General features: G+C 55.8%; 23 protein-coding genes. 13 read left to right on the top strand and 10 right to left on the bottom strand.

What is annotated here, in order from left to right; translation table 11 throughout:
- Nucleotides 1-232: 232 nt before the first annotated feature.
- Nucleotides 233-1,198 carry a LysR family transcriptional regulator gene (locus J5069_RS05190; RefSeq protein WP_264642851.1) on the bottom strand — a complete coding sequence of 322 codons (966 nt, stop codon included), beginning with the start codon at nt 1,196-1,198 and terminating at the stop codon, nt 233-235.
- 260 nt (nt 1,199-1,458) lie between these two features.
- Here J5069_RS05190 and J5069_RS05185 point away from each other — a divergent pair, with 260 nt between their 5' ends.
- Genes J5069_RS05185 through J5069_RS05175 form a run of 3 tightly spaced genes read left to right on the top strand, consistent with a single transcriptional unit; the run spans nt 1,459 to nt 3,996 of the window.
- Nucleotides 1,459-2,904, top strand: a complete 1,446-nt coding sequence (locus tag J5069_RS05185; protein ID WP_264642850.1) for an NAD(P)-binding domain-containing protein — start codon at nt 1,459-1,461, stop codon at nt 2,902-2,904.
- Nucleotides 2,888-3,409 (top strand): CMD domain-containing protein, encoded by a 522-nt coding sequence (locus tag J5069_RS05180; protein ID WP_264642849.1) that lies wholly within the window; start codon nt 2,888-2,890, stop codon nt 3,407-3,409. Before J5069_RS05185 ends, J5069_RS05180 begins: the two co-directional genes overlap by 17 nt.
- Nucleotides 3,406-3,996 (top strand): peroxidase-related enzyme, encoded by a 591-nt coding sequence (locus tag J5069_RS05175; protein ID WP_264642848.1) that lies wholly within the window; start codon nt 3,406-3,408, stop codon nt 3,994-3,996. The genes J5069_RS05180 and J5069_RS05175 overlap by 4 nt, the downstream gene beginning before the upstream one ends.
- Nucleotides 3,997-4,028: 32 nt before the next feature.
- On the opposite strand, the gene J5069_RS05170 is transcribed toward J5069_RS05175, so the two are convergent.
- The 7 genes from J5069_RS05170 to J5069_RS05140 all read right to left on the bottom strand — a co-directional run bounded on the left by J5069_RS05170 (nt 4,029) and on the right by J5069_RS05140 (nt 11,229).
- Entirely contained in the window at nt 4,029-4,826 is a 798-nt protein-coding gene (locus J5069_RS05170; protein WP_264642847.1) for an ABC transporter permease, read from the bottom strand.
- A 7-nt stretch (nt 4,827-4,833) separates the two neighbouring features.
- Nucleotides 4,834-5,700, bottom strand: coding sequence for an ABC transporter permease (locus J5069_RS05165; protein ID WP_264642846.1), 867 nt, complete (start codon nt 5,698-5,700; stop codon nt 4,834-4,836).
- A complete protein-coding gene (locus tag J5069_RS05160) occupies nt 5,697-6,770 on the bottom strand; it encodes an ABC transporter ATP-binding protein (protein ID WP_264642845.1) in 1,074 nt (357 codons plus the stop codon). The genes J5069_RS05165 and J5069_RS05160 overlap by 4 nt, the downstream gene beginning before the upstream one ends.
- Nucleotides 6,771-6,821: 51 nt before the next feature.
- The gene (locus tag J5069_RS05155; protein WP_264642844.1) at nt 6,822-7,865 is read right to left on the bottom strand and encodes an ABC transporter substrate-binding protein; all 1,044 of its coding nucleotides are present in this window, start codon (nt 7,863-7,865) and stop codon (nt 6,822-6,824) included.
- Nucleotides 7,866-7,906: 41 nt separating this feature from the next.
- Nucleotides 7,907-8,941, bottom strand: coding sequence for a dipeptidase (locus tag J5069_RS05150; RefSeq protein ID WP_264642843.1), 1,035 nt, complete (start codon nt 8,939-8,941; stop codon nt 7,907-7,909).
- A gap of 17 nt (nt 8,942-8,958) precedes the next feature.
- A complete protein-coding gene (locus tag J5069_RS05145) occupies nt 8,959-10,410 on the bottom strand; it encodes an NAD(P)-binding domain-containing protein (RefSeq protein WP_264642842.1) in 1,452 nt (483 codons plus the stop codon).
- Between the two features lie 135 nt (nt 10,411-10,545).
- Nucleotides 10,546-11,229, bottom strand: a complete 684-nt coding sequence (locus tag J5069_RS05140) for a GntR family transcriptional regulator (protein WP_264642841.1) — start codon at nt 11,227-11,229, stop codon at nt 10,546-10,548.
- A gap of 231 nt (nt 11,230-11,460) precedes the next feature.
- Here J5069_RS05140 and J5069_RS05135 point away from each other — a divergent pair, with 231 nt between their 5' ends.
- From J5069_RS05135 to J5069_RS05125, 3 genes are all read left to right on the top strand, one after another.
- Entirely contained in the window at nt 11,461-12,327 is an 867-nt protein-coding gene (locus J5069_RS05135) for an AraC family transcriptional regulator (RefSeq protein ID WP_264642840.1), read from the top strand.
- Nucleotides 12,328-12,529: 202 nt separating this feature from the next.
- Nucleotides 12,530-13,180 (top strand): AzlC family ABC transporter permease, encoded by a 651-nt coding sequence (locus J5069_RS05130; RefSeq protein WP_413542217.1) that lies wholly within the window; start codon nt 12,530-12,532, stop codon nt 13,178-13,180.
- On the top strand, nt 13,177-13,485 hold the full coding sequence (locus J5069_RS05125) for an AzlD domain-containing protein (protein WP_264642838.1): 309 nt from the start codon (nt 13,177-13,179) through the stop codon (nt 13,483-13,485). The genes J5069_RS05130 and J5069_RS05125 overlap by 4 nt, the downstream gene beginning before the upstream one ends.
- 43 nt (nt 13,486-13,528) lie before the next feature.
- Here the strand turns inward: J5069_RS05125 and J5069_RS05120 are convergent, their stop codons facing one another.
- Nucleotides 13,529-14,314 (bottom strand): alpha/beta hydrolase, encoded by a 786-nt coding sequence (locus tag J5069_RS05120; protein WP_264642837.1) that lies wholly within the window; start codon nt 14,312-14,314, stop codon nt 13,529-13,531.
- 267 nt (nt 14,315-14,581) lie between these two features.
- Here J5069_RS05120 and J5069_RS05115 point away from each other — a divergent pair, with 267 nt between their 5' ends.
- The 4 genes from J5069_RS05115 (at nt 14,582) to J5069_RS05100 (ending at nt 18,298) form a co-directional block, all read left to right on the top strand.
- Nucleotides 14,582-15,604, top strand: coding sequence for a methionine ABC transporter ATP-binding protein (locus J5069_RS05115; RefSeq protein ID WP_264642836.1), 1,023 nt, complete (start codon nt 14,582-14,584; stop codon nt 15,602-15,604).
- Nucleotides 15,597-16,256: a methionine ABC transporter permease gene (locus J5069_RS05110; RefSeq protein ID WP_264642835.1), complete on the top strand. Its 660-nt coding sequence runs from the start codon at nt 15,597-15,599 to the stop codon at nt 16,254-16,256. The genes J5069_RS05115 and J5069_RS05110 overlap by 8 nt, the downstream gene beginning before the upstream one ends.
- A 33-nt stretch (nt 16,257-16,289) precedes the next feature.
- Entirely contained in the window at nt 16,290-17,402 is a 1,113-nt protein-coding gene (gene menC / locus J5069_RS05105) for an o-succinylbenzoate synthase (protein WP_264642834.1), read from the top strand.
- 68 nt (nt 17,403-17,470) lie between these two features.
- Nucleotides 17,471-18,298, top strand: a complete 828-nt coding sequence (locus J5069_RS05100) for a MetQ/NlpA family ABC transporter substrate-binding protein (RefSeq protein ID WP_264642833.1) — start codon at nt 17,471-17,473, stop codon at nt 18,296-18,298.
- Nucleotides 18,299-18,494: 196 nt separating this feature from the next.
- Here J5069_RS05100 and J5069_RS05095 read toward each other — a convergent pair whose 3' ends face one another.
- Nucleotides 18,495-19,910 (bottom strand): M20 family metallopeptidase, encoded by a 1,416-nt coding sequence (locus tag J5069_RS05095; protein ID WP_264642832.1) that lies wholly within the window; start codon nt 19,908-19,910, stop codon nt 18,495-18,497.
- A 135-nt stretch (nt 19,911-20,045) separates the two neighbouring features.
- On the opposite strand from J5069_RS05095, the gene J5069_RS05090 reads away from it, so the two are divergent.
- From J5069_RS05090 to J5069_RS05080, 3 genes are all read left to right on the top strand, one after another.
- Nucleotides 20,046-20,984, top strand: a complete 939-nt coding sequence (locus J5069_RS05090) for a LysR family transcriptional regulator (RefSeq protein WP_264642831.1) — start codon at nt 20,046-20,048, stop codon at nt 20,982-20,984.
- Between the two features lie 294 nt (nt 20,985-21,278).
- On the top strand, nt 21,279-21,482 hold the full coding sequence (locus tag J5069_RS05085; protein WP_264642830.1) for an HrpE/YscL family type III secretion apparatus protein: 204 nt from the start codon (nt 21,279-21,281) through the stop codon (nt 21,480-21,482).
- Nucleotides 21,483-21,788: 306 nt separating this feature from the next.
- Nucleotides 21,789-23,453, top strand: coding sequence for a ShlB/FhaC/HecB family hemolysin secretion/activation protein (locus tag J5069_RS05080; protein WP_264642829.1), 1,665 nt, complete (start codon nt 21,789-21,791; stop codon nt 23,451-23,453).
- Nucleotides 23,454-23,474: the final 21 nt, after the last annotated feature.

Genomic DNA, 23,474 nt, shown 5'->3' with positions numbered 1-23,474 from the left:
TGGCGAAAATTAAAATGACGTTTATACCCGTCATACTTCAAGCTGCATGTGCGTTGGCTACGCTTATTCACCCGAATCACTTACTTGAGTAAGCTCACCGGGATTCATTCGCTTGCCGCGTTACGAGACTCATAAATGAGTCTCGCCCTGAAGGGCCAGCGCAAGCGCTGTTCAAAACGTAAACGTTTTGTCCTGCAACTCGAATTATTTAGGGTATATGCTGTTCCCAACATTAACTATTAAGCGACACCATGATTTTATGGTGCTCATCAGAATGAAATAGCGTAAATGCAGGGAGTAATTCCCGTGCGCTTTGCTCCAGTGCATCAATTAATTGCACAACGATAGGGCGCACTGTTTTTGCCTGAGGCGTAATAACGCCAAAGTAATAGGGAATATCCACGTCCAGTTCTCTTACCGCCACCCCGCTTAACGGGAAGCCATAGGCTGTCACCGGTTCCGTAATGGCAACGCCCAATCCGCTGCGCACGCACGCCAACAGGTTGGCTGAGGCGTTGGTTTCAATCACATACTGCGGTGTAATCTTGGCCTTTTTCATCGCCAGCTCAAAACGGTGACGCTGGCGGTACGGATTGTACAGCGTGATGATTTTCCGCGCCGCCAAGGCGTCCAGCGCGATGCGCTCCTGCTGTGCCAGCGGATCGTCCTCGTGTAACACCACCACGCAGCGCGTTTGCCCGATCCAGTGCCGTTCAACGTTCTTGTGCTCCAGCGGCAAACTGCTGATAGCCATATCGGCACGTCCCTCGATCACGCTGTGCACCGCTTGTTCCGCCGTATAACTGAGGATTTGCAGCGGCATGGTCAGCGCCAGTTTTGCCAGTGCGTCAGGCAATAACCCCGCAGCCATGGCTGGCGTGGCGGCAATCACCAGCGGTTTCTCTTCCGCAGCACTGATCTCCTGAGCGCGCACCTGCACCTGATGCAGCGAAATCAAGGCATGTTCCACCGATTCATGCAGCTGTAGTGCCTGCTCGGTGGGGTGAATGCGTGGCCCGTTGCGCACAAACAGCGGGTAACCAATCTTGCTTTCAAATTCCTGAATCAATCGCGTTACGGCGGGTTGCGAGCGATGTAACAGCTTGGCGGCGGCCGTAATGCTTCCCGCTGAGATCACCGCAGAAAAAGCTTCCAACTGGCGCAGATCCAAATCTTCGATTAAGGGCGTTTTCAACATAGTGCGTTATTTTCCAACCGGGAAGCCAGCCTGCCACTATACACCCTAACCCCCCGGTGTACCCGCCACGTGGCGCGTTGGCGTGATGGTAATGCATGGTGCCAAGCATGCGTGAAAATGCGCGCGCTGTATATTTCCTTTTTTGCATATCCTCATGCGGAATAATTATTAAGAATAAGCATTAACAATGGATAATAATTCAAATAACACATAATTAAAGTTGTGACGAATAAGCAACATCATCAAAGGAACGGAGCGAAATGAACACGAGTGAGGGGGCTGGACTCTCTGCGCTGGAAGCCCGGTTATATGACGATTTGAGCCTGCTGGAACTGCCAGCCAAACCCTGGGTGCCTTTACACTATGTCGAGGAACATCCGGTGCTGGATGTGGCTATCCTCGGCGCGGGAATGTGTGGCCTGACGGCAGCGGCAGCGCTGCGCATGGTGGGGGTGGATAATATACTCTGTTTCGATCGTGCGCCCGCAGGTCAGGAAGGCCCGTGGGTAACCTACGCGCGCATGGAAACCCTGCGTTCGCCAAAGCAGCTTACCGGTCCGGCCTTGGGGTTGCCCGCGTTGACGTTTCGCGCCTGGTATCGGGCGCAATTCGGCGCTGCGGCGTGGGAAGCACTGGATAAAATCTCCCGAACCCAGTGGATGGAGTATCTTACCTGGTACCGCCGCGTGCTGGCGTTGCCAGTAATCAATAACACGGAAATCGTGGCGCTGACGCCCTATCAGCACAAGCTGATTGCGGTGGATACCCGTAATCGACTCACCGGTGCAACGCAGCGCTACTACGCGCGCCGTGTGGTGCTGGCGAATGGCCGCGACGGTTTGGGCGGGCCCGCCGTGCCGGATATCGCACACCGGGTGGATAGACGCTATTGGGCGCACTCGGCGCAACCGATCGATTTCTCCGCGCTACAAGGCAAACGGGTGGCGGTAGTGGGGGCCGGTGCCTCAGCCATGGATAACGCGGCGACGGCGCTGGAAGCTGGCGCGCAGCGTGTCGATCTCTTCATTCGACGCGACGATATTCCACGTATTAATAAATTCACCGGTATTTCCAGTCAGGGGGTGGTGCAGGGATTCGTCGGACTTAGCGATGCCTGGAAGTGGCAGTTTCTTGCCACGACACTCTCGGCACAAACGCCGCCTCCGCGCGACTCTACCCGCAGGGTGTCACGCCATGCCAACGCCTATTTTCATCTGGCAAGCCCGATCGTCACCCTGGAGGAGGCGCAGCAGCACCTGGTGCTGACCACGCCCAAAGGGCGCTACGAGGTAGATTTCGCAATCTTTGCCACGGGTTTTGACGTTGATGTCTCCAAGCGCGGCGAATTGCGCCATTTCGCTGATGATATGCTGTTTTGGTCGGATGTGTATACGCCGCCCGAGGGGCAGGAGAACCGCGAACTGGCGTCATCGCCTTACCTGGGACCGGCCTTTGAGTTTCAGGCGAAAACGCCGGAGAACAGCCCGTTGATTTCGCGTCTGCATTGCTTCAATTACCCCTCGACGCTGACACACGGCAAGCTATCGGGGGATATTCCCGCGGTGAGCGAAGGCGCAAAACGATTGGCTCAGGGGATCGCGCGCCACCTGTTTGTCGAGGATTGCGCGCAACACTACGACGCGTTAACCGTGTTTGATACGCCCGAGTTGCTGGGAGATGAGTGGTACGATGCTGATGCACAGTAATATCACCTTGCGGGAAGCGGGAAACGACCTGATCAATCAGATGGCGGGTATTGATGCCGGCTCACCGCGCGATAAGCTACGTCGGCTACGCCCGGAATATGTTTCTGGCGTGGAGGCCTGTCGTTACAGCGTGTTGACGCCGCAAGACGATCAGGGGTTATCGGCCGCGCTGCGTGTGGTGCTCGCTTTGCGTATGGCGCGCGCATTGGGTGTGCCAGCGCAGGTGGCCTTTTACCAACGGCTTGCGGATGATTTGCCGCCTTCGCAATCGCATCAGGGGCTGGGCGCAGACGGCAAGGGCGACGATGCAGCCTTTCAGGCGTTGGTTTATCATTGTGACAACGTCACGAATAGTCCCGCAATGAGCACGCAGCAAGATCTTGGGCGTTTACAACAGGTGGGGTGGACAACGCCGCAAATCATTGCGCTATCCGAACTGATCGCCTTTATCAATTTTGAATCGCGCATTGTGGCTGGGTTGTCAGCGCTGGGTGAGGGACAATGAAGCCTGGGAAAACCACGATACCTGCGGTAAAGGTCCGCGTGCTGCCCCTGACCTGGCAGCCCTATCTGACCCCAGTGGATCTGAATAACGCCACGCCCGCACAACGGGCCGCAATGCAGGTGACGCCGTCAAGCACTCAGGTTTCTCCCTATGTGCGAACCCTGGCACACGATCCTGACTCTTATGTGGCACGCACCACGCTGTTTAACGCCATTATGTACAGCGAGGGCGGATTGGGGCGTGCCGAACGAGAGTTGGGTGCGCTGGTGGCTTCTGCGGTTAACGGCTGCGCCTATTGTGCTTCGGTTCACGCGCGGCGTTATGAAGCGCTGTCGGGGCGTAACGATGTGGTCAGTGCGATATACACGCGCGGGTTGGATGCGCCTTTCGATGAAAAAACCCAGGCGCTGGTCGATTTTTGCCGTGCCCTGTCACAGACCCCTGTGGCGGTTGAACCTCATCATGTCACCGCCTTGCGCCAGCAGGGATTTAACGACGGTGACATTATCGATCTGATGCATTCCGCCGCGATCTTTGGCTGGGCCAACCGCCTGATGCACACCCTCGGTCATCCCCAGCGCCGCTAACCCTGCCACTATGCCGGGACATTCCCGGCACCTTACAACGCCTTGCGTAGCCCGATCAGCCGCTCCAACACCACCACCACCGCAAGGGATGTCAGGATCAAAATAACCGACAGCGCGGCTATCTGTGGGTCAGTGGCGTATTCAAGATAACGGTAAATCTCGGTCGGCAAGGTGGAGGCGCGGGTGGAGACCAGAAACAGCGACAGGGTGGCTTCATCGAAGGAGATCAAAAAGGCGATTGCGCCACCCGCCAGAACACCCGGACGAATCAGCGGCAGCGTGATGCGATGAAACACCTGCCAGGGCGATGCGCCGTGGATACGCGCCGCCTCTTCAATGCGCGGATCGACGGCGAGCAGGCTCATGGTCACGGTTCTGACCGTATAGGGCAGCGTAATGCCCAGGTGTGCCACAGCAATACCGGTATAAGTATCAAGCAGACCAAGCGGTGCCAATACCAACATCAGCCCGACGGCCAATACGATATGCGGTACCAAAAACGGTGCCACAGCCAGAAAGGCGATAACAGATCGGCCGCGAAACTGAAAGCGCGTCAGGGCGAAAGCCAGCAGCACACCCACCACAATGGCCCCAACACCCACGGAAATCCCCAGCGTCAGGCTGCGCCCAAACGCGGCAATAAATACCGGATTATGCAGCACCTTGATATACGAGCCCAGTGACAGCTCAGCGGGTGGGAAGGCAAGATACTGACGCGTGTCGAATGAAATAATAAACACGATGATAATCGGTGCCAGCAGAAAAAGATAAAGCAGAAAGATAAAGCTGTGCCAGGCGAGAGTGCCTGGCTGCCAAGCGCGAGATATCATGGTGGTCTCACTGTTCCAGTGCCCGTAAGGCACGTTGATAAAGCACAATAATGCTGCTGAACAACACCAGCAACAGTACGGAAAGTGCCGCTGCCAGCGGCCAGTTGAGGGTCACGGTCGCTTCGCTGAAAATTTCGGTACCCAGTACAAACACCCGTCCACCGCCCATCAGGCGCGGGGTGACAAACGCCGAGATGGCCAACACGAAAACCAGCAGTGCGGCGGTTAATACCCCCGGCAAACTGAGCGGCAGCGTGATGCGTAAAAACACGCGCCAGCGTGCGGCACCCAGCATCTGTGCGGCTTCTTCCAGTTGCTGATTAAGCCGTCCGAAACCGCTCAGCATGGCGAGAATGGCGTAAGGCATCAGGATTTCAATCAACGCAAGGGTCGCGCCGAGCGTATTGTTACTCAGACGCCAGGGCGTTGCTGTCAGTGATAACGCCTGTAGCGTTGCATTGATTACCCCGCGGTCGCCTAACAGCACCATCCAGCCGTAGGTGCGCACCACGGAGGAGGTCAGCAGCGGGGCGATGGCTAATGCGGTCAGTACGCCTTTCCAGCGGCTGGTGCTGCGGTGCAGGAACAGGGCGATCGGGTAGGCGAGTACGACGGCGGGCAGACTGACCATCAGCCCCAGCCATAAGGTATTGCCAGCCACGCGCCAGTAAAAGGGATCGAACAGCACGGCGGCATAGGCGCTGGTGCTCCAGGGCGCAGAGGGGGCGATCAGGCTGCCTATGGGGCTGAAGGAGGCACGGATCAACCACGCTAACGGGGCGGCAAAGGTCACCCCCAGTGTCAGCAAACCTGGCAGCAGCAACGCCAGCAGTAGCAATCGTGAGCGTCGTGTGGTTGGGCGCGTTACGGTCATGGCGTGTGCCTCCCGACCCAGGTGATATCAGCGGGCGCTACCGTCAGCATCAGGCTGTCGCCGAGTGCTGAAGTGATACCCGTCTGGGTAGGCAGATCGGCGAGTAAGTGGTGCGGGCCGACCTGCACGCTGAGGGTGTGGTGCTGTCCACGATAAACACGCTGCGTGACACGGCCAGAAAACGTGTTGATCGGTGACGGTGCGCCGGGAGATACGCAGCGCAGGCGGTGCGGGCGAATCAACAGGCGCACCCGGCTGCCGGGCGTCAACGCATCGGCGAGGTGCAGTTCCCCCAGGCCTTCGATGTGGACCCGGTGGGGCTGGAGTACCGTGGCGTCAAAGAAATTACCGTTGCCGATAAAACGCGCCACGAACTCGGTTTCCGGTTGATCAAAAATGGCATCCGGGGTGCCGATCTGCTCAAGTTTTCCGTGCGACATCACGGCAATACGATCGGCCATCGACAGCGCTTCATCTTGATCGTGCGTGACGAACAGCGCGGTGATTCCGGTTCGGCGTTGCAGATCGCGGATTTCATCACGCATTTCATCACGCAGTTTGGCATCCAGATTAGACAGCGGCTCATCAAACAGCAGGAGCTCTGGCTCAATCACCAACGAACGGGCGATGGCAGCGCGTTGCTGCTGCCCGCCAGAGAGCTGGCTGACGCGGCGATCGCCTAATCCGCCAAGTTTAACCAAGGCCAGTGCCTGCTGTACCCGTTTGGCGCGCTCGGCACGTTTGATGCCCCGCATCTCGAGCCCGAAGGCGATGTTTTGCGCCACGCTCAGGTGGGGAAATAACGCATAGGCTTGAAACACCATGCCCATGTTGCGCTGATGCACGGGAATGGCCGAAATGTCCCGGCCATTAAGCTGAATACTGCCCGCTGTGGGGGCGATCAAACCCGCGATCATCCGCAGCAGGGTGGTTTTGCCACAGCCCGACGGGCCGAGCAGCGCCAGCATTTCGCCGCGCGGCACGTGCAGGCTGACGTCATCAACGGCGGGGGCCGGAGCCCCCGGATAGGATTTCGCCAATTGGTTGACGGAAAGGTGAACATCGGACATACGGCGTCTATCTCTTCAGCGATAACAGGGGTAATCGTGGCGTGCCCGCCATCAATGCAGCGCGATCACATCGCGACGAATCTTCTGGATCCACGGCGCGTAGCGTTCTGCAACCCAAGGCCAGTCGAGCGCCCATTGCGCCTGCTGTGCCTCTTTACTGCCATAAATACGCGCCGCCGCCGGTGCGCTCAACGTCACTTGGGTGTTGACGGGCCCATAAAAGCTTTGCTCGGCGAAGGTGCGCTGCGCCTCGGCGCTGAGCGCGTAGTCAATAAATTGCTGCGCTGCGCTGGCCTGTTTGGAGCCTTTTACCAGACTGATGGTGTTGATCTGGCCGATGCTCCCTTCTCGCGGTAGCGCAATACCGATTTTTCCCCCTTGCTTATCATGCAGATACTGCGCACGCCCGTTCCAGCAGATAGCCAGATCCACTTCACCACTTTGTACCACCGCGTAGCAGTCCGGTGCGGGATCCCAGGTGGCGACGTTCGGGGCGATGGCCTTCAGCACGGTAAAGCCCGGTTCGATATCCTGCTTGTAGTCACCGCCTTTTAATCGGGTCAGAATCGGCAATAACGTGACGCCACGGGTGTCCGCTAACGGTGCCGCAATGCGCCCTTTGTATTGGGTATCGGTCAGATCGTTCCAACTGGTAGGCGGTTGCTTGACCCGATCGGTGTTATAAAGAATGGCGAGATTATCCTGTGAAAAGGCGACGGAGCGTTGGCCGCTGATAACCGCCCAATCGGGCTGGGCACTCAGGTTTTTGACCGCGTCGTTATCCAGTGGCGCAAACAAATCCTGGGTATTGGCACGGATGGCAACGGAAATATCCAGCAGCGCCACGTCCACATGGGGATCGTTACGCTGCAAGGTCAATAACGCCAGTGATTCAGCGGAGTTCTTGCTTTGCTGGTAGTTGATCTTGATATCCGGGTGCTGTGCCTCGAAGGGGGCGATAACCAGTTTCTGGTAATTGTCCGCAAACACGCCGGAAAACCCCACCACGTTAACGGTAGTGGGGGCCGCCTGTGCAAACAGCGGCAACAGCGTGAGTGCGAGGATGCTGCGATGCAAACCTGTAGTAGCAGACATGGTGAATCTCCTGGTGATTATGGTTGTTATTGTGGTGGTTATTATTGTGGTAATGGTAATGAGGGTGTCCCGCGCGCAGCGGGCTGCCAGGCGGCGCCCAAAACCCGCAGCCAGTTTTCTCCCAGCAGTTTGCGCACGCGCGTTTCACTCCATCCGCGCGCCAGCATCCGGTTAGTGAGGTTGGGGAACTCCCGAATGCGTGCAATGCCCTGCGGCTTATTGATTTTTGCTGACCCGAAGGGCGCTAATGTGCGTGCCGTTCCCTTGTCGCGATTGGCCCACAGTAACCAGGGCCCCGGACGCGGACGATCCTGAGAAAAGTCAGTGCCGATACCGACGTGGTCTTCCCCGACCAGATCGATGACATAGCTCATGGCATCCAGATAGTCTTCGACCGTGGCATCATTGCCTGCCGCCAGACCGGGGGAGAACAGGCTGATACCAATAATGCCGCCCCCCTGTGCGCAGCCAACCAGCAGCTCGTCGGGTTTATTGCGTTTTACGTCTTTGAGCGCGCGGGGTAACACATGAGAGATACATACCGGCGCGCGGGATGCCGCAATAACATCGGCACTGGTGCGATCGCCCACGTGGCTGAGGTCACACAGCACGCCGACGCGGTTCATCTCCGCCAGCACTTCGTACCCAAACCCGGTTAACCCGCTGTCACGGGTTTCCAGATAGCCGGCACCCGAGTAGTTTTGGGTGTTATAGGTTAACTGCATCACCCCGACGCCGAGGTCTTTGAATATCTCGACGTATTCCAGTTTGTCTTCCAGCGGGGAGGTGTTTTGCCAACCGAGGATAATCCCGGTCCGCTGCTCCGCTTTGGCGGCATGGATATCAGCCAGCGTGCGCACCGGTCGAATCAGGTCCTCGTTTTCGCGCCAAAACCGTCGCCATTGCGAGGCATAATCGATGCCTTCCCGGAAGTTTTCCCACAGCAGGGAGGCGCAGTTAACGGCAGTAATGCCGCCATCGCGCATTTCTTCAAATATGGCGCGACTCCAGTCGCAGGTTTGCAGGCCATCAATCACGATGGATTGTTGGTGCAACGTCTCTTTTTCGCTGGACATAGTGACTCCCTGGTTGGCTATGGTGTGAGCGGCAGTGCGCTGAAATTGTCGGCTTCTTGCCACTCATCGCCGAGCAGTTCCGGCGTGTCGTAAGCCTGAAAACGGGCAAGCAGTTCGGCGCGGTCTTCGTGTAACAGTGAACTGACAATGCCGCGGGTTAAGCGTTGGGCACCTTCGGCGATCGAGGGAATACCACTGGTTAATTTGCCGTGACTCAGCACCGCCGGGAACGCGAAACAGTAGAGGGTCGATATCGCTGCCTGTTCGGCGTCTGCGCCCGGTTTGGGCAATAATTCAAAGTGTTCACCCAGATAAGGCGCAGAGGCTAATCCGTCATGTTGCTGGTCAGCGGCCGGATGATAACGATCGCGCCACTGGCACACCGCGTGGGCGAATGAGGCAAATTCAGGGCGAGCCTGAAAATCCACCTGAAAGCCGGTGGCAAAAATAATAAAGTCAGCGTGGAAATGGCCGTGCGGCGTTTGCAGCGTCACTGCCTTATCCTGCTCCCACAGTGAGATCAGCGGGCTGGCACGGTGGAAGGCCACGTTGGCATGCTTTGTTACGCGCTGCACGCTGTGACGCGGCGGCGGGATTTGGGCTTGTTCTCCTGCCAGCATCAACTGCCATTTGGTTTCATCGGGCAGATGGACATACCCTAGCGTCAGTCCCTGATGGCCGATACCGGTAAATTTATCAATGCGCGGCAGCGTGGGACGACGATAGAAGATGTCGACCCGTTCGGCCCCGTTTTCCAGGGCAAAGGAGGCATTGTCCATTGCCGACGCACCGGAACCGACTACTGCCACGCGCTTTCCAGCAACCTGGTCGGGATGGATGATGTCTGCGCTGTGGGCGATGTAATGCGCCGGTATCTGCCGGGCCACCGCGGGCAATGCTGGCCCGCCAAGCCCATCAATGCCGGTCGCCAACACGACGCGCCGGGCACGCAGTTGCTGCTTTCCTTGCGCCGTCGCGATATCCACTTCAACCCAGCCCCGTTGGCCCGGCTCGACCCGTGTCACTTGCGCCTGGTTACGCACCGGCAGATTCAGCACCGCGCGATACCACGTCAGGTAGGCCATCCACAGTGCGCGCGGGATGCGCGACATGGCCTGATAGGCCGACGCGCCATATTGCGCTTCATACCAGGCGCGGAAGGTGAGGGAGGGAATGCCGAGCGCCGGTCCCGCCGCTTCTTTACGCGTGCGCAGATCGTTCATGCGCGCGGAGGTGATCCATGGGCCTTCCTGTCCGGCGGGGGCTTTATCCAGGCACAGAATGCGGGTTACGCCCGCCAGGGTTAGCGCGGCGGCGGCGGTCAAACCGCACAGCCCGGCACCGACGATAATCACATCGTAATCGGGAGCGCTCTCTTTCAACCAGGGGCGTGCGGGTAATTCCAACAGTGCCAGATCGGCACTCAGGCGTTGTGCCAGGTGAGAAAGCGGAAGTTTTGGGAATGTCATGATCGTGCGATACCTGGTGTAAATTCGTACCGCCGTGCAGCAGGGCGGTACGTGGCGAATAATTATTAATTCGCATTATTGCAGGCTGATCATGTGATATTTAAATGCTTTAATCGCATTTGCTTATGAGGGGAACTACGCTTGCGACAGATTCTCTTCCGCGTGCTCAATGAACGCCAGCATGGTATCGCTGCCATCGAGAATATCCTGCTGAATGGCCTGCTGTGCGGCGGTTCCGTCCTGTTTGCGCAGGGCTGCCACCACCTCTTGATGGTGCTCAATCGCCATCTGATGGGAAAAATGGGCATAGGCCTGGGCAATCAGCGGGCCAGTGCGCATCCACAGGCTGCCGATAAACTGGCTGAGCAGCGGCATGTCAGCCATCTGCGCCAACATCAGGTGAAACTCACTGTTGAGACGCAGCGCCGCGCTCAAATCGTTATCGTCTATGGCCTGAAGGTTTTGCGTGATATTGGCATCCAATTCGGCAAGCTTACCCGGCGTCATCAGCGCGGCGGCGTGCAGCGCGCCGCTGCCTTCCAGCGATACGCGCAAGGTACGAATCTCAATAAACTGCGCGCTGGTGAGCTGCGGTACGCGGATATCGCGCGGCGTTTTCAGGATCAGCGCCTGCTCTTTGGCGAGTTGCAGGATGGCATCGCGCACCGGAGTGACGCTGGTGCCAACTTGCGCGGCCAGTTCGCGAATTCGCAGCCGATCGTCCGGTTTTAGCCGCCCCATAATCAGCGCTTCGCGCAGCATGGTGTACACACTGGAACCCAGATAACAGTGGTTGATTTGCCCTATTGGATAATTCACGCATTCACCCCAAGAAACAGCGCATTCCTGTCGCTTCAATCGGTGTATTATACAATATGATGCATCATCGCGCATCGGCCACCGGAAAAAGAAACCGGTTATCCGCAGCGATCGTGAAGAGAAAAATGCGTGGCAGCGCAATTTTGTTCTAAACCCGTAGAGAATGCGGAGTGACAATGGTGTGAATATCCGGATACTGCTAACAGAAGCGGTAACAGCAGGGGGCACTCTATGAGCAAAGCAACGCCACGTGAACAGGCGCAGTACCATCGATTGGAAGCCTTTGGCGGCTTGGAAATGTTGCAGGCACGCTATTATCGCCAACGCTTTTCCCGCCATGTGCATGACACCTTTTGTGTCGGTGTGATTGAAGAAGGCGCTCAGCGTTTTTATCGCACCGGCGGTGAGCACGTTGCGCCGCAGGGCGACATCATTTTGGTCAATGCGGATGATGTTCATACCGGATGCTCGGCCCGTGAAAATGGCTGGGCCTATCGCGCCATCTACCCACATCCGGATCTGTTTCGCGCTATCTCCCACGATCTCCATCAGTCCGACGGGACGGTGCCGTGGTTTCCTGACGCAGTGCTGCACGATCCGGGTCTGGCGCAGCAGTTACAGATGGCGTTTCGCCTGTTGGCGCAACCGGGTAACACGCTGTTAAAAGAGACGCTGCTGTTCTCATCGCTGAGTTGGTTGATGCTGCGTTACAGCAAAACCCGCCGCCCGCCGCGCCCGCTGCCTTTTTCCGAGCAGCGCGTGCTACAGACCAAAATGCTGCTGGATGATACGCCCGAGCAAGAGTGGTCGCTGACCACGTTGGCAGCGATGGCGGAGCTGAGTCCGTGGCACTATTTACGTCAATTTAAGGCGCTGGTGGGCATTCCTCCGCATGCCTACCAGGTGCAGGCGCGGTTGCGTAAGGCGAAGACGCTGATGCTGCATGGGCATACGCTTGCAGCGGTATCGTCGCAGTGCGGTTTCTCCGACCAGAGCCACTTCACCCGTCATTTTAAAAATGCCTTTGGCGCCACGCCCGGCAGTTTTATTCAAAGCATTGTCTGGGATCAGACGGCGCGAGAACCGCTGTTAGGTTAATCAACCGCGTTAAAACGGCTGGGTTTGACAGCAATCTTGTTCAATACGCTGTCCCTGACGTTTGGCTAGCCTGAATGACCGCACTCTATTACAAAGGTCTCAGGACGCTATGGAAAAGCATGCTTTATCACAACCGGGCGCTGCGCCCAACGCCAGCCTACCCGACGCGCGGTGGCGCGATATCCGCGCCGGTATTCTGGATATGTTCCCGTTTTGTCTGGCGGTGCTGCCCTGGGGCATTCTGGCCGGTTCGATGGCGGTGCAGGCGGGGTTGCCGCTCTGGCAATCCATTGGGCTGTCGGCGTTGGTGTTTGCCGGTGCGGCGCAGTTGGTTACGCTGGGGTTGGTGATGAGCGGTGCCAACGTCGTCACGATTTTGATCACCGTTTTCTTCATCACCACTCAACACATTATCTACGCGCTGACCTTACGCGACTACGTGTCCCGTCTGGCGCTGCGCTATCGTCTGCCGATAGGCTTTTTGCTGACCGATGAACTGTTTGCGTTGAGCGGTGGCAAGTCGGCACAGCAGCCGCGTTCCGTCAGCTATTTGATTGCCGCTGGCGGATTTTTTTATGTTTGCTGGGTGATCTTCAGCCTTGCCGGCATCGCCATGGCGACACGGATACCGGATTTGGCCCGCTATCATCTGGACTTCTCGATTATTGCCACCTTTATTACCATCGTGGTACCGATGGTGCGCAGCATCAGTACGTTGCTGGGCGTGGTGCTGTCGCTGTCGCTCTCGATGGTGCTGGCCTATTTCCAGGTGGAAGGCGCGGTGGTGATCGCCGGGCTGAGCGGTATGTTCTTTTCAGCACTGCTGTCACGACGCGGAGAGGAGGTGCTATGAGTGGCGCGTTGTTATTTGCCCTGGCGGGCATTGTGTTTCTCAACCGTTATCTTTTTCTCGAACCGCGTTTGCCGATTCGCCTGCCCGGATTGGTACAGCAAGCGCTGAAATATTCCGCCCCCTGCCTGCTGACGGCGATTTGCGGCCCGATCATCCTAATGGATCACGGTATTGTACGACCGCTCGGCGATAACCCCTATTTGTGGGGCGCACTGTTCAGCGTGATTATCGCTTTCTTTATCCGCAATATGCTGCTGGCGGTGCTGCTGAGTTTGATCTTTTTTGCGCTTTTGCTTTCGCTCTAACGGGCGACGGCAAAGGCCGTTTTTATACCGGGCTCAGAACATCCTATCGCGACTCGGATTGCGCATTGAGCCAATCGATAAAACGAGAGATCGATTGGCTATCCGGATCGCAAAAATCCATGTGAGTTCCCTGCGCGATAGTTATGCATTCGACGTGCGTGCCTTTTTGCTGAGCGTGCCGTGCATAGTCGTCTATTTCGCCAATCGGGAGCACTTCATCATGCTCGCCGTGAAAAATAACCTGTTTACCCTGGGCGGGTAGCAGGGCAATAGGAGAGGTATGCTGGTAAATATCCCTGTTTTCATCGGGCGTGCAGCCAAGGAATGCCGTGATAAATTCCCGCCGCTGCATATCGCCGTAGCTTGCTACTAAATCCACCACCGGGGCCAGACCGATGAAAGCGTCGGGAATAATGTTCAATGCATGCTCACTCAAGCGGGCTTTATGATTGCCGAGCCACAGGCTCAAATGCCCTCCCGCAGAATGACCGGCAATATATACTGGACTTAGATCGATCTGGGGATATTTTTCGCTCAACGGGGCTAATACATTGATGGCCTCGATCGCATCAATAAACGTCTCTGGGTACCCTTGCTGGAGATAGCCCACTCGCCGGTATTCGATATTCCAGACAGAAAAGTTATTTTCAACCAGTTTTACTGCCACGGCATCAAGTTGGCTTTTATCGTAGGGCATTTTCCAGAAACCGCCGTGAAACAGGCAGACGGTCCCCTTGCTTTTCTGGGTGGGGATGTATAAATCCCCGGTCTGGTGCGGGTCGGTGCCATATTGTTCGGTAAAAACCTGATATTGCAGATTGTTGTGCATCACCCTGTTTCCTTGCCTCTCTCTTCTAAAAATGAGAAAGCTGGTTTGCTTTTTTATTCATTGACGCAACGCTCATTTCTCACTACTTTAACATAACGATATAATAATGTTTATGTTGTTGTTTTATATGTGTTATTTATCTTGATGTTCCCCTCGTGACATAAATAAGTAGCCAAACAGACAGGCAGCGCACAGCCGGATTCCGCCAGTAGCGATGTTCCTGCAACGTATCCATTATCCGCATTCACGAGAGGAGTTAACCCGGTCATGATTCGGTTAGAAGGCGTGTGCGTAGACTTTCCCGGTGGTAAAACCGGTCAGGTCAGGGCCGTCAACGATGTTAATTTAACCATTCGCTCCGGCGAAGTATTCGGCATTGTCGGCACCAGCGGTGCAGGGAAAAGCACGCTGTTACGCACCATCAATATGCTACAACGTCCTACGCAGGGCCGTATCAGTATCGGTGAGACGGTTATCAGTCAGGCAGCGGGACGCGAACTGCGTCAGCATCGTCAGCGTATTGGTATGATCTTCCAGCACTTTAACCTGATGCATACGCGCACTGTGTTTGAAAATGTGGCGTTTAGTCTACGCGCCGCCGGTAAATCCCGTGCGGAGATCGCACAACGGGTGCCGGAAATTCTCACGCTGGTGGGGCTGTCCGAACGCGGTAACGCTTATCCGGCGCAGCTGAGCGGCGGCCAGAAACAACGGGTGGGTATTGCTCGCGCCATTGCCAACCATCCTGATGTGTTGTTGTGCGATGAACCGACCTCAGCGCTCGATCTGGAAACCTCGGCCTCGATTCTGGCGCTGTTGAAAAATATTAATCGCCAGTTAGGCATTACCATGGTGCTTATCTCACACGAAATGAATGTCATCAAAAGCATCTGCCACCGTATGGCGGTGATGACGGGCGGCAATATCGTGGAGGAGGGCGACGTGTTTGATGTGTTCTGCGCGCCAAAGCACCCGTTTACCCGGCAGTTGGTACAGCACGCCAACAAGATAGACTTACCCGAGCGGTTTTATCGTTCTGACAAAGGCCCGTTGCTGAAAATCCTGTTTGCCGATGACTCTGTGGAGCAACCGGTGCTATCCGAGGTGGCTCAGCGTTTTCAGGTTTCAATCAATATCCTGCACGGCAATATTGAATACATCAATGAGCGCGCACTCGGGCATATCATTGCCCAGATTTCGCATCAGGATGGCGCGCAGGCAGATAACGTCGGTGCCGCATTGGCCTATATTGGTCAACACACCTTTGGCGTGGAGGTTGTCCATGAATGAATTAATGGGTGAATTGAGCCTGGCGTTTGGCGAAACCTTTACCATGGTGTCGATTTCTACTCTGGGGGCCGTGTTACTTGGGCTGCCACTTGGTATTGCCATCTATGTGACCGATCGTCATCTTTTTTGGCAGAACCGCGTGGTTTACCTGCTCTCCACCGTGCTGGTCAATATTATTCGCTCGGTGCCGTTTGTGATTCTGCTGGTGTTGCTGTTGCCGCTCACACAGTGGTTGCTGGGCAGCACCATCGGCCCGGTGGCGGCGGCAGTGCCGATGTCGGTGGCGGCCATCGCGTTTTATGCCCGACTGGTAGACTCCGCGCTGCGTGAGGTCGACCCTGGCATTGTGGAAGCGGCAGAAGCGTTTGGTGCCAGCCCAATGCGGATCATCGCGACCGTGTTGTTGCCGGAAGCGTTGGCGGGGCTGCTGCGCGGGTTGACCATCACGCTGGTCAGCCTGATTGGCTATTCGGCGATGGCCGGTATTGTCGGCGGCGGTGGCGTCGGGGATCTGGCGATCCGTTTTGGCTATTACCGTTATGAAACAGAAGTGATGGTGATCACCGTGATTGCGCTGGTGGTACTGGTGCAACTGGTACAAACCGCCGGGGATTGGGTATCACGCCGGGCCAACAAGCGTGAGAAACGCTGAGGCCAGACACTGAGAATACAGGGTTAAAGACGCATGAAAATTGACAAGATTGTACTGCGCAAAATGAAGATGGCGCTGAAGACGCCGTTTACCACCAGTTTTGCCACCCAAACGGAAAAGCACTTCACCATTGCGGAAGTCCATGCCGGGGGCGTTATCGGCTATGGTGACTGCTCCGCGATTTCGTTGCCGTTTTACAACGAAGAGACTAACGTCACGGCCTGGCACATCATGCGGGATTTTCTGATCCCGATGATGAAGCAGGCTGGCACGATTACCCATCCCTCTGAAGTGCGTGAAATTTTTATGCCGGTGAAACGCAATAACTGCGCCAAAGCGGCGATTGAAGGCGGTATCTGGGATGCCTTTGCCAAACAGCAGGGCATTCCACTGCATCAGGCGATTGGTGGCACCCGCGATCGTGTGGAAGCGGGTGTCAGCATCGGCATTCAGTCTTCTCCGCAAAAGTTGGTCGAGGTGGTCGCTGGCTACCTGGATGAAGGTTATCGCCGCATCAAAATCAAAATCAAACCGGGCAAGGATATCGATTACATCGAGGCGCTGCGCAGCACCTTTGGCGACATTACGCTGATGGCCGATGCCAACTCTGCCTATTCGTTGGACGATATCGATTTCTTCAAGCGTCTCGACCATTTCAATCTGCTGATGATTGAACAGCCACTGGCGCACGATGACATTGTCGACCACCGCAAACTTCAGGCGGCGATTGCCACGCCTATCTGTCTGGATGAAAGCATCGCGTCCGTGGAAGATGCACGCAAAGCCATCGAGTTGGGTAGCGCCCGCATCATCAATATCAAGGTGGCGCGGGTTGGCGGTATCACCGAAACCAAACTGATCCATGACTACTGTCAGTCGCACCAGATCCCGGTGTGGTGCGGCGGCATGCTGGACACGGCGGTGGGCAAAGCGCACAACATTGCGGTCGCCACCTTGCCCAATTTCGTTTATGCCCACGATATTCCGCCTTCCAACCGCTACTGGCATGAAGATTTCATGCTGCCGCTGGTGGAAATGGATGCGGATAGCTGCGTTGCGGTGCCAAACGCGCCCGGCATCGGTTTTGATATCAATCCCACGCTGTATCAGCGCTATTGCTACGGCGAGGAAACGTTCCACTTTTAATGCTGAGGTTCAGCATTGGGGCGTGACCACCAGGGAAGCGCCCACTCTACTAACACAGGAATCGCAACATGACATTGAAGAAATGGTTACCGCTGTTACTCGTTCCCTTGCTGGGGTTTGGGCAAGCCTATGCCGCTGATGCGGCGAAAGAGATCACGATCGGCGTTTCTCCCGGTCCGTATGGCGATATGGTAAAACAGGCCATCAAACCGGAGCTGGCAAAGAAAGGCTATACCGTTACGGTACGCGAATTCAGCGACTATATTCAGCCCAATCTGGCACTGTCCAACAGCAGCATTGATGCCAACTTGTTCCAAAACCGCCGCTATCTGGACCGGTTTAGCGCCGATAAAGGCCTGAAACTGTCTGAAGTTATCACTGTACCAACGGCGAGCATGGGCTTCTATTCCAACAAGGTTAAACACCTTGATGAACTGAAAGCCGGTGATGTGGTGACGCTACCGAACGATCCGTCCAATCTGGCGCGTTCGCTGGATTTCCTGCAAAAATACGGGCTGATCAAGATCAATCCGGATATCACTCCCACCAAGGCATCGTTGCGCGATATCACCGAAAACCCGAAGGGATTGGTGTTTAAACCGTTGGAAGCCGCACAGCTGCCACGCGCGCTGGGGGGCGTAACCGGGTCATTGATCAACGCCAATTTCGCCATCTCCGCCGGGCTGAAACTGGCTGATGCCATTCAATTGGATATTCTGCCGGAAGACCTGAAAAACATGATTGTGGTGCGCACTGAAGATGCCGATAAACCGTTTGCGCAGGATTTGAAAGCCGCAGTGAAATCGCCGGAGTTCGAAGCCTTTTTCGATCGCAAAGACACCATGTTCTCGGCGTTCCAGAAACCGGAATGGATGACGGCGCGTCACAAGCCGTAAGCGCGTCGTTGCTACGACACTGTAAAGGCCGCGTTAGCGGCTTTTTACTGCTGACTAGTTTTCCTACCACCGTCATTCCCACCTACCACCGTCATTCCCGCGCAGGCGGGAATCTCTTGCAGGTGAAACGCGTTTCTTCTTACAGAGATCCCCGGCTTTCGCCGAGGATGACGAGAGGGAAAGTGGCTTTGTCTGACTACTCCAGGCTGTACTCGCGATGTTTCGCCAGTAGGGCGCTACCTTGTTCACCCAGTTCCCAGAACAGCCCTGTCATGATCGCCAATCCTTCCTCCACCACCGGGCGCAGCAGGTGCTCATTGACCGCATGCTGGCCGCAGGTGGGATAAGAATGTGGGATCCAGAGCGTCGGCAATCCCAGAATATCCGCAAACACGTCATTGGGCAGCGAGCCACCCAGATTGGGCAGCAGCGTTGGGTTTTTACCGCTGATCTCGCGCATCAGATCCAGTACCCAATCCACCAGCGGGTTTTGTGGATCAAAACGGGTGGCAGGGGAGCTGTTAAGCAGTTCCACCGTAATATGCCCGTAGCCGTACTGAGCCAAATGGCGGCGCACATGATCAATCAGCCGATCGCTGTCAGTACCGACCACAAAGCGCAGTTGGCATACCGCTGTCGCCGACGCCGGAATGGCGTTGACCGGGCGTGCCGGATTGCCGGTAACAAACGAAAGCACCTCGAGCGCGTTCCATCCCAGCAATTTCTCGGCGGCGCTCAGACCCGGCTCACCCCAGTGTGGGTCGATATCCGGGTCGCCCGGATTGCCCGCTGGCACCACATCTTGCAATATGGTGCGCAGCGCGGGTGTCAGCGGTGGTGGCAGCAAATCATCGATCAGTATCTTGCCGCTGCCGTCAACCAGCGTGGCGATAGCGTTGGCAAGCTGTGTGCCGGGGTTGCTGAGCAGCCCTCCCCAGTTGCCCGAGTGATAAGCGCGGTCGCGTTCCTGCACATGCAGTTTGAAATTGATGCAGCCGCGCGAGCCTAAAAACAGCGTTGGGCTATCGGCATGCAGGCGCGGGCCATCGGAGGCAATAAAAATATCCGCTGCCAGCAGCGCCGCATGTTGGCGGCACACCTCGGCCAGCCCCGGAGAGCCAATCTCTTCGCCCATTTCAAACAGCAGCTTGCAGTTAAATCCCAGCCGGGCACCGCGCGCCAGGTAGACCTGTTCCAGCGCCAGTAAATTGATGGTGTGCTGGCCTTTATTATCCGCGCTGCCGCGCCCGTACCAGCGATCCTGCTCTTCGATCAGTTGCCACGGATCTAACCCCGCGCGCCAGTTGGCCGCATCGCCGAACACCACATCTCCATGCCCATAGGAAAGGAGCGTGGGAAGCGCAGGATCTTCAATGCGTTCCGCCAGCATAAAAGGCATCTCCGGTGCCGCCTCGGTGGTGAGAAAATGGCAGACAAAGCCCATGGTTTCCAATACCGGACGCAGCTCATCGCTCAGGTAAGCGCGCAGGGCGGCATGATTATTGGGTTTTTGGCTTTCGGTGGCCAGCGCCAGGCGACGTGCCAGAGTATGAGCAAAATCGCCACGCGTCACACAGCGGGTGGCGCGGTGAATGACATCGGAACGTGTCATAGAGTCCTTTATGATTAATTTGGAAAAGCAAAGGCTATTTAAGGGAAAAATGGGCTTTGCCACCATAATAAAATTTGCAATCAAGCTTTGCTTTTCATATAAACCTCAAACGGCTTATTAGGAATTTCTCACATCATGTTGAGCAGTGAACTCCGCTATTTTCTGGCTGTGGCTACGACGGGCTCACTGAGTGCCGCCAGCCAGCAGCTCTTCGTGGCGGTGTCCGCCATCAGTCGACAGGTTCAGCGTTTGGAAGAGCGCATGGGGGTCTTGCTGTTTGAGCGCCACGCGCGCGGCATGATTTTGACTGACGCAGGCCGTATTCTGGAAAATCATGTGCGTAAAAGCATGATGGATTTAGACGCGGCGGTGGCTGAAATTCAGGGGCTGAGTGCGCAGCGTAAAACGCTGATCAGCGTCGGGTGTACCGAGGGGATGGCCTTCGATGCGTTGCCCAACTTATTTGCCCAGTTTCAACAATCACACCCGGAAACCGCGTTTTATCTGAAGGTGGGATCGGCGCAGCAGGTCTCGCAGATGGTGCGTCACGGTGAAGTGGATGTGGCGTTGCAATTCGCGTTTGCGCCAGAGCACGGTGTTGAGGTGCTGCTTTCGCTACCCGCGCCGTTACTGTTGTTGATGGCGGAGGATCACCCGCTGGCGGGCAATACCATCATGTTAGCCGATCTGGCCGCTTACCCGTTGGCGTTGCCGGAGCCGACCACCACGCTGCGTCAACTGTTCGATCTCTCCTGCCGCATGCAGGGGGCCTACCTGGAGCCCACGCTCTGTTGCAGCAATTTCACCACGCTCTATCACTATGTACTCTCCACGCCGCAGGCGGTAACGGCATGCAGCTTTTACTCGGTGATGTACAAGTGCCGACAAGCGCCGCTCCGGCTGGCAACCTTGGCGATGCGCCAACTGGAGCAGCGCGCCTTGCAGGTACAAATCCAGTCCGGACATACACTCACCGGTGTGCAACAGGCATTTATCGCTATGATGCAAGACGCGTTTTACGACGCCGAGCGTTACTGCAATACGCTGTTTGAGACCGATAAGTCGCTGACATAAGCAGGGCCCTTGCGCTAACTTCAGGTAAAAATCGGATTTTGTGTTCAGAACACTCTCGATAACATTGGTGTAGCATGGTCGATGTATCAGCAGAGTCACTCGCGTTGTTCGACCCGCCTTGTTGGGACGACGGTATTTTGCTGAGGAAACACATGGAGATACGTTATGTTACGCAAGCGGCCGATGGCATTCTATGCCAACAGAAAGGGATCTGTTTGTTTTAATGGCCCGGTTACCCACCGATTACACACTGCTTATCGCGCAAAAGCGATTTTGCCAAAACACACGTTTTCAATGGCTCTGCTGCGACGGTCGTTACGCCGTCAGGGCGGTGGGGGACGGGGCGTACTCTATTGCCATCCGATGCAACAGACCGACGTGGCGTCGTGGCTCAGCCAGCACGCGCATTTGGGCTGGCATCTTGAAGCTGATACGACTTTAATGCCGGGTGAAATGCGGTTAATGACCGAAGGTGGCTCATTTATGCTGAAGTGGTAACGCCATCCATCGCTTATTATATTATTAGGCTGGTAACGATAGTAAAAAATAAAGTGTCGCAGGCCGCATTGTTCTGCTTTACAACCTAATAAAATTCCTTATTTTTGTTAGGGTGAAATAAAATAACGCGCTAATGCAAATAAAAATCTCCAGACGCAAATCTTTGACGCTATATTGAGTTTGCCATTCCTTCCTTCTATCATCCCCAAAAACATTATTCACAATGTGCGTTGTTTACAGCGCGCATCGTAATTTTTTAAATTTTTTTATTTGTCTGATATTAAATAAATTTATCATGGATGGCGTATGCAATACCCTTTGCAGCGATGGTCTTTGTTACTTTTTCTGTTCTCCTTTTCCGCCAACTCTGTACCCTTAACACCGGCGGAGCGGGGGGAGATTTCGCAACGACAATCTGACGTGATTGAGCAAGCGCAGCGCCAGCGTGAGGAAATAACCCGCGCTAATCGCGTTGAACCTATCGCGGCGCAGCCAACGCTGATAGTGAATAGCACCTGCTTTACCATTCGGCAGGTCGAATTTGTTAATAGCACCTTATTATCGGTACGTGATAAACAGCGCCTGACCGAATCGTATATTAATCGTTGCCTGAATGTTAATGACATTAATCAACTGATCCATGACGTCAGCAATTGGTATATTACCCAAGGCTATGTCACCAGCCGCGCTTTTCTGCGTGAACAGGATCTGTCTACCGGCATATTGACCTTGATGGTGCTGGAAGGGCGTATTGAAACCATCACGATCAACGATCGTGAAGCACGCGCACTGAAAATGGCAATACCGGCCAGGAAAGGGGATATTCTCAACCTGCGCGATCTTGAGCAAGGGATGGAGCAACTCAATCGCCTTGCCACGCAGCAGGTCAAGATCGATATTTTACCCGGCGAACAGCCCGGCTTCTCTCAGGTAAAACTGACGCGCCAGTCGCGCGTACCGCTCTCTGGCAATATCGCCTTTGATAACAGCGGACAAGAATCGACGGGGGAGCATCAGCTTAACGGCGGTTTATGGGCAGATAATGTATTGGGTTTGGCGGATCAATGGTTTATCAGCGGTGGGCAGAGCAGCGATTTTATCGACGCGCACCATGCCCGCAGTCTGCAAACCGGCGTGTCATTGCCGTATGGCTACTGGAACATCAATTATGACTTTGCCAAAACACGCTATCGCAATGATTTTTTGAATCGCGATTATCTTTGGCGTTCTACCGGCGATACGCAAACCCACCGTGTTGCGCTTTCACGCGTGGTTTTTCGTAACGCAGACGCAAAAACCAGCCTGTCGGCGGGAATGACGCACCGCATCGCGCACAACTACATGCAGGATGTGCTGCTGCAATCCAGCAGTCGTCGGTTGAGCAGTCTGGTGTTTGGCGTCAATCACAGTCAGTCGCTGTGGGGCGGGCTGGCTACCTTCAATCCGGCGTTTAGCCGCGGCGTGCGCTGGTTTGGCGCACAGAGCGATGAGGGTGTCACGGCCGATTCTCCCCGCGCGCAGTTCAATAAAGTGACGCTGGCGACCAGCTACTACCTCCCCTTAAGCGACAGTGTCAACTACCTCACCAGTTTCTACGGCCAATACTCACCCCATCCGCTCTACGGCAGTGAGCAAGTGACGCTGGGTGGGGAAAGTTCGGTGCGTGGTTTCAAAGAACACTACCTGTTGGGCGATCGCGGCGGCTACTGGCGTAACGAGATCAACTGGCGTGCGCGGCAGATCCCCTATTTGGGGCAACTAACCCTGACCGCCGCGCTGGATGGCGGTCATCTGGTCGCCACCCGTGCCGACAGTGACTCCGCAGGAAACCTGTGGGGCGCGGCACTCGGCATGGGGCTTGCCAACACCCATCTTTCACAGCAAATCACGGTGGGGTGGCCGCTCAGCCATCCGGATTGGATGAAACCTGACGCGGTGGTTGCCTATTACCGCATCGGCATAGCTTTTTAATCGTCAGTATTTTTTTATCAA

It is taken from the genome of Candidatus Symbiopectobacterium sp. NZEC127, from assembly GCF_025962675.1.
In the GTDB taxonomy this organism is placed as follows: Bacteria; Pseudomonadota; Gammaproteobacteria; order Enterobacterales; family Enterobacteriaceae; genus Symbiopectobacterium.
This window is presented reverse-complemented; position numbering and strand designations above follow the sequence as displayed.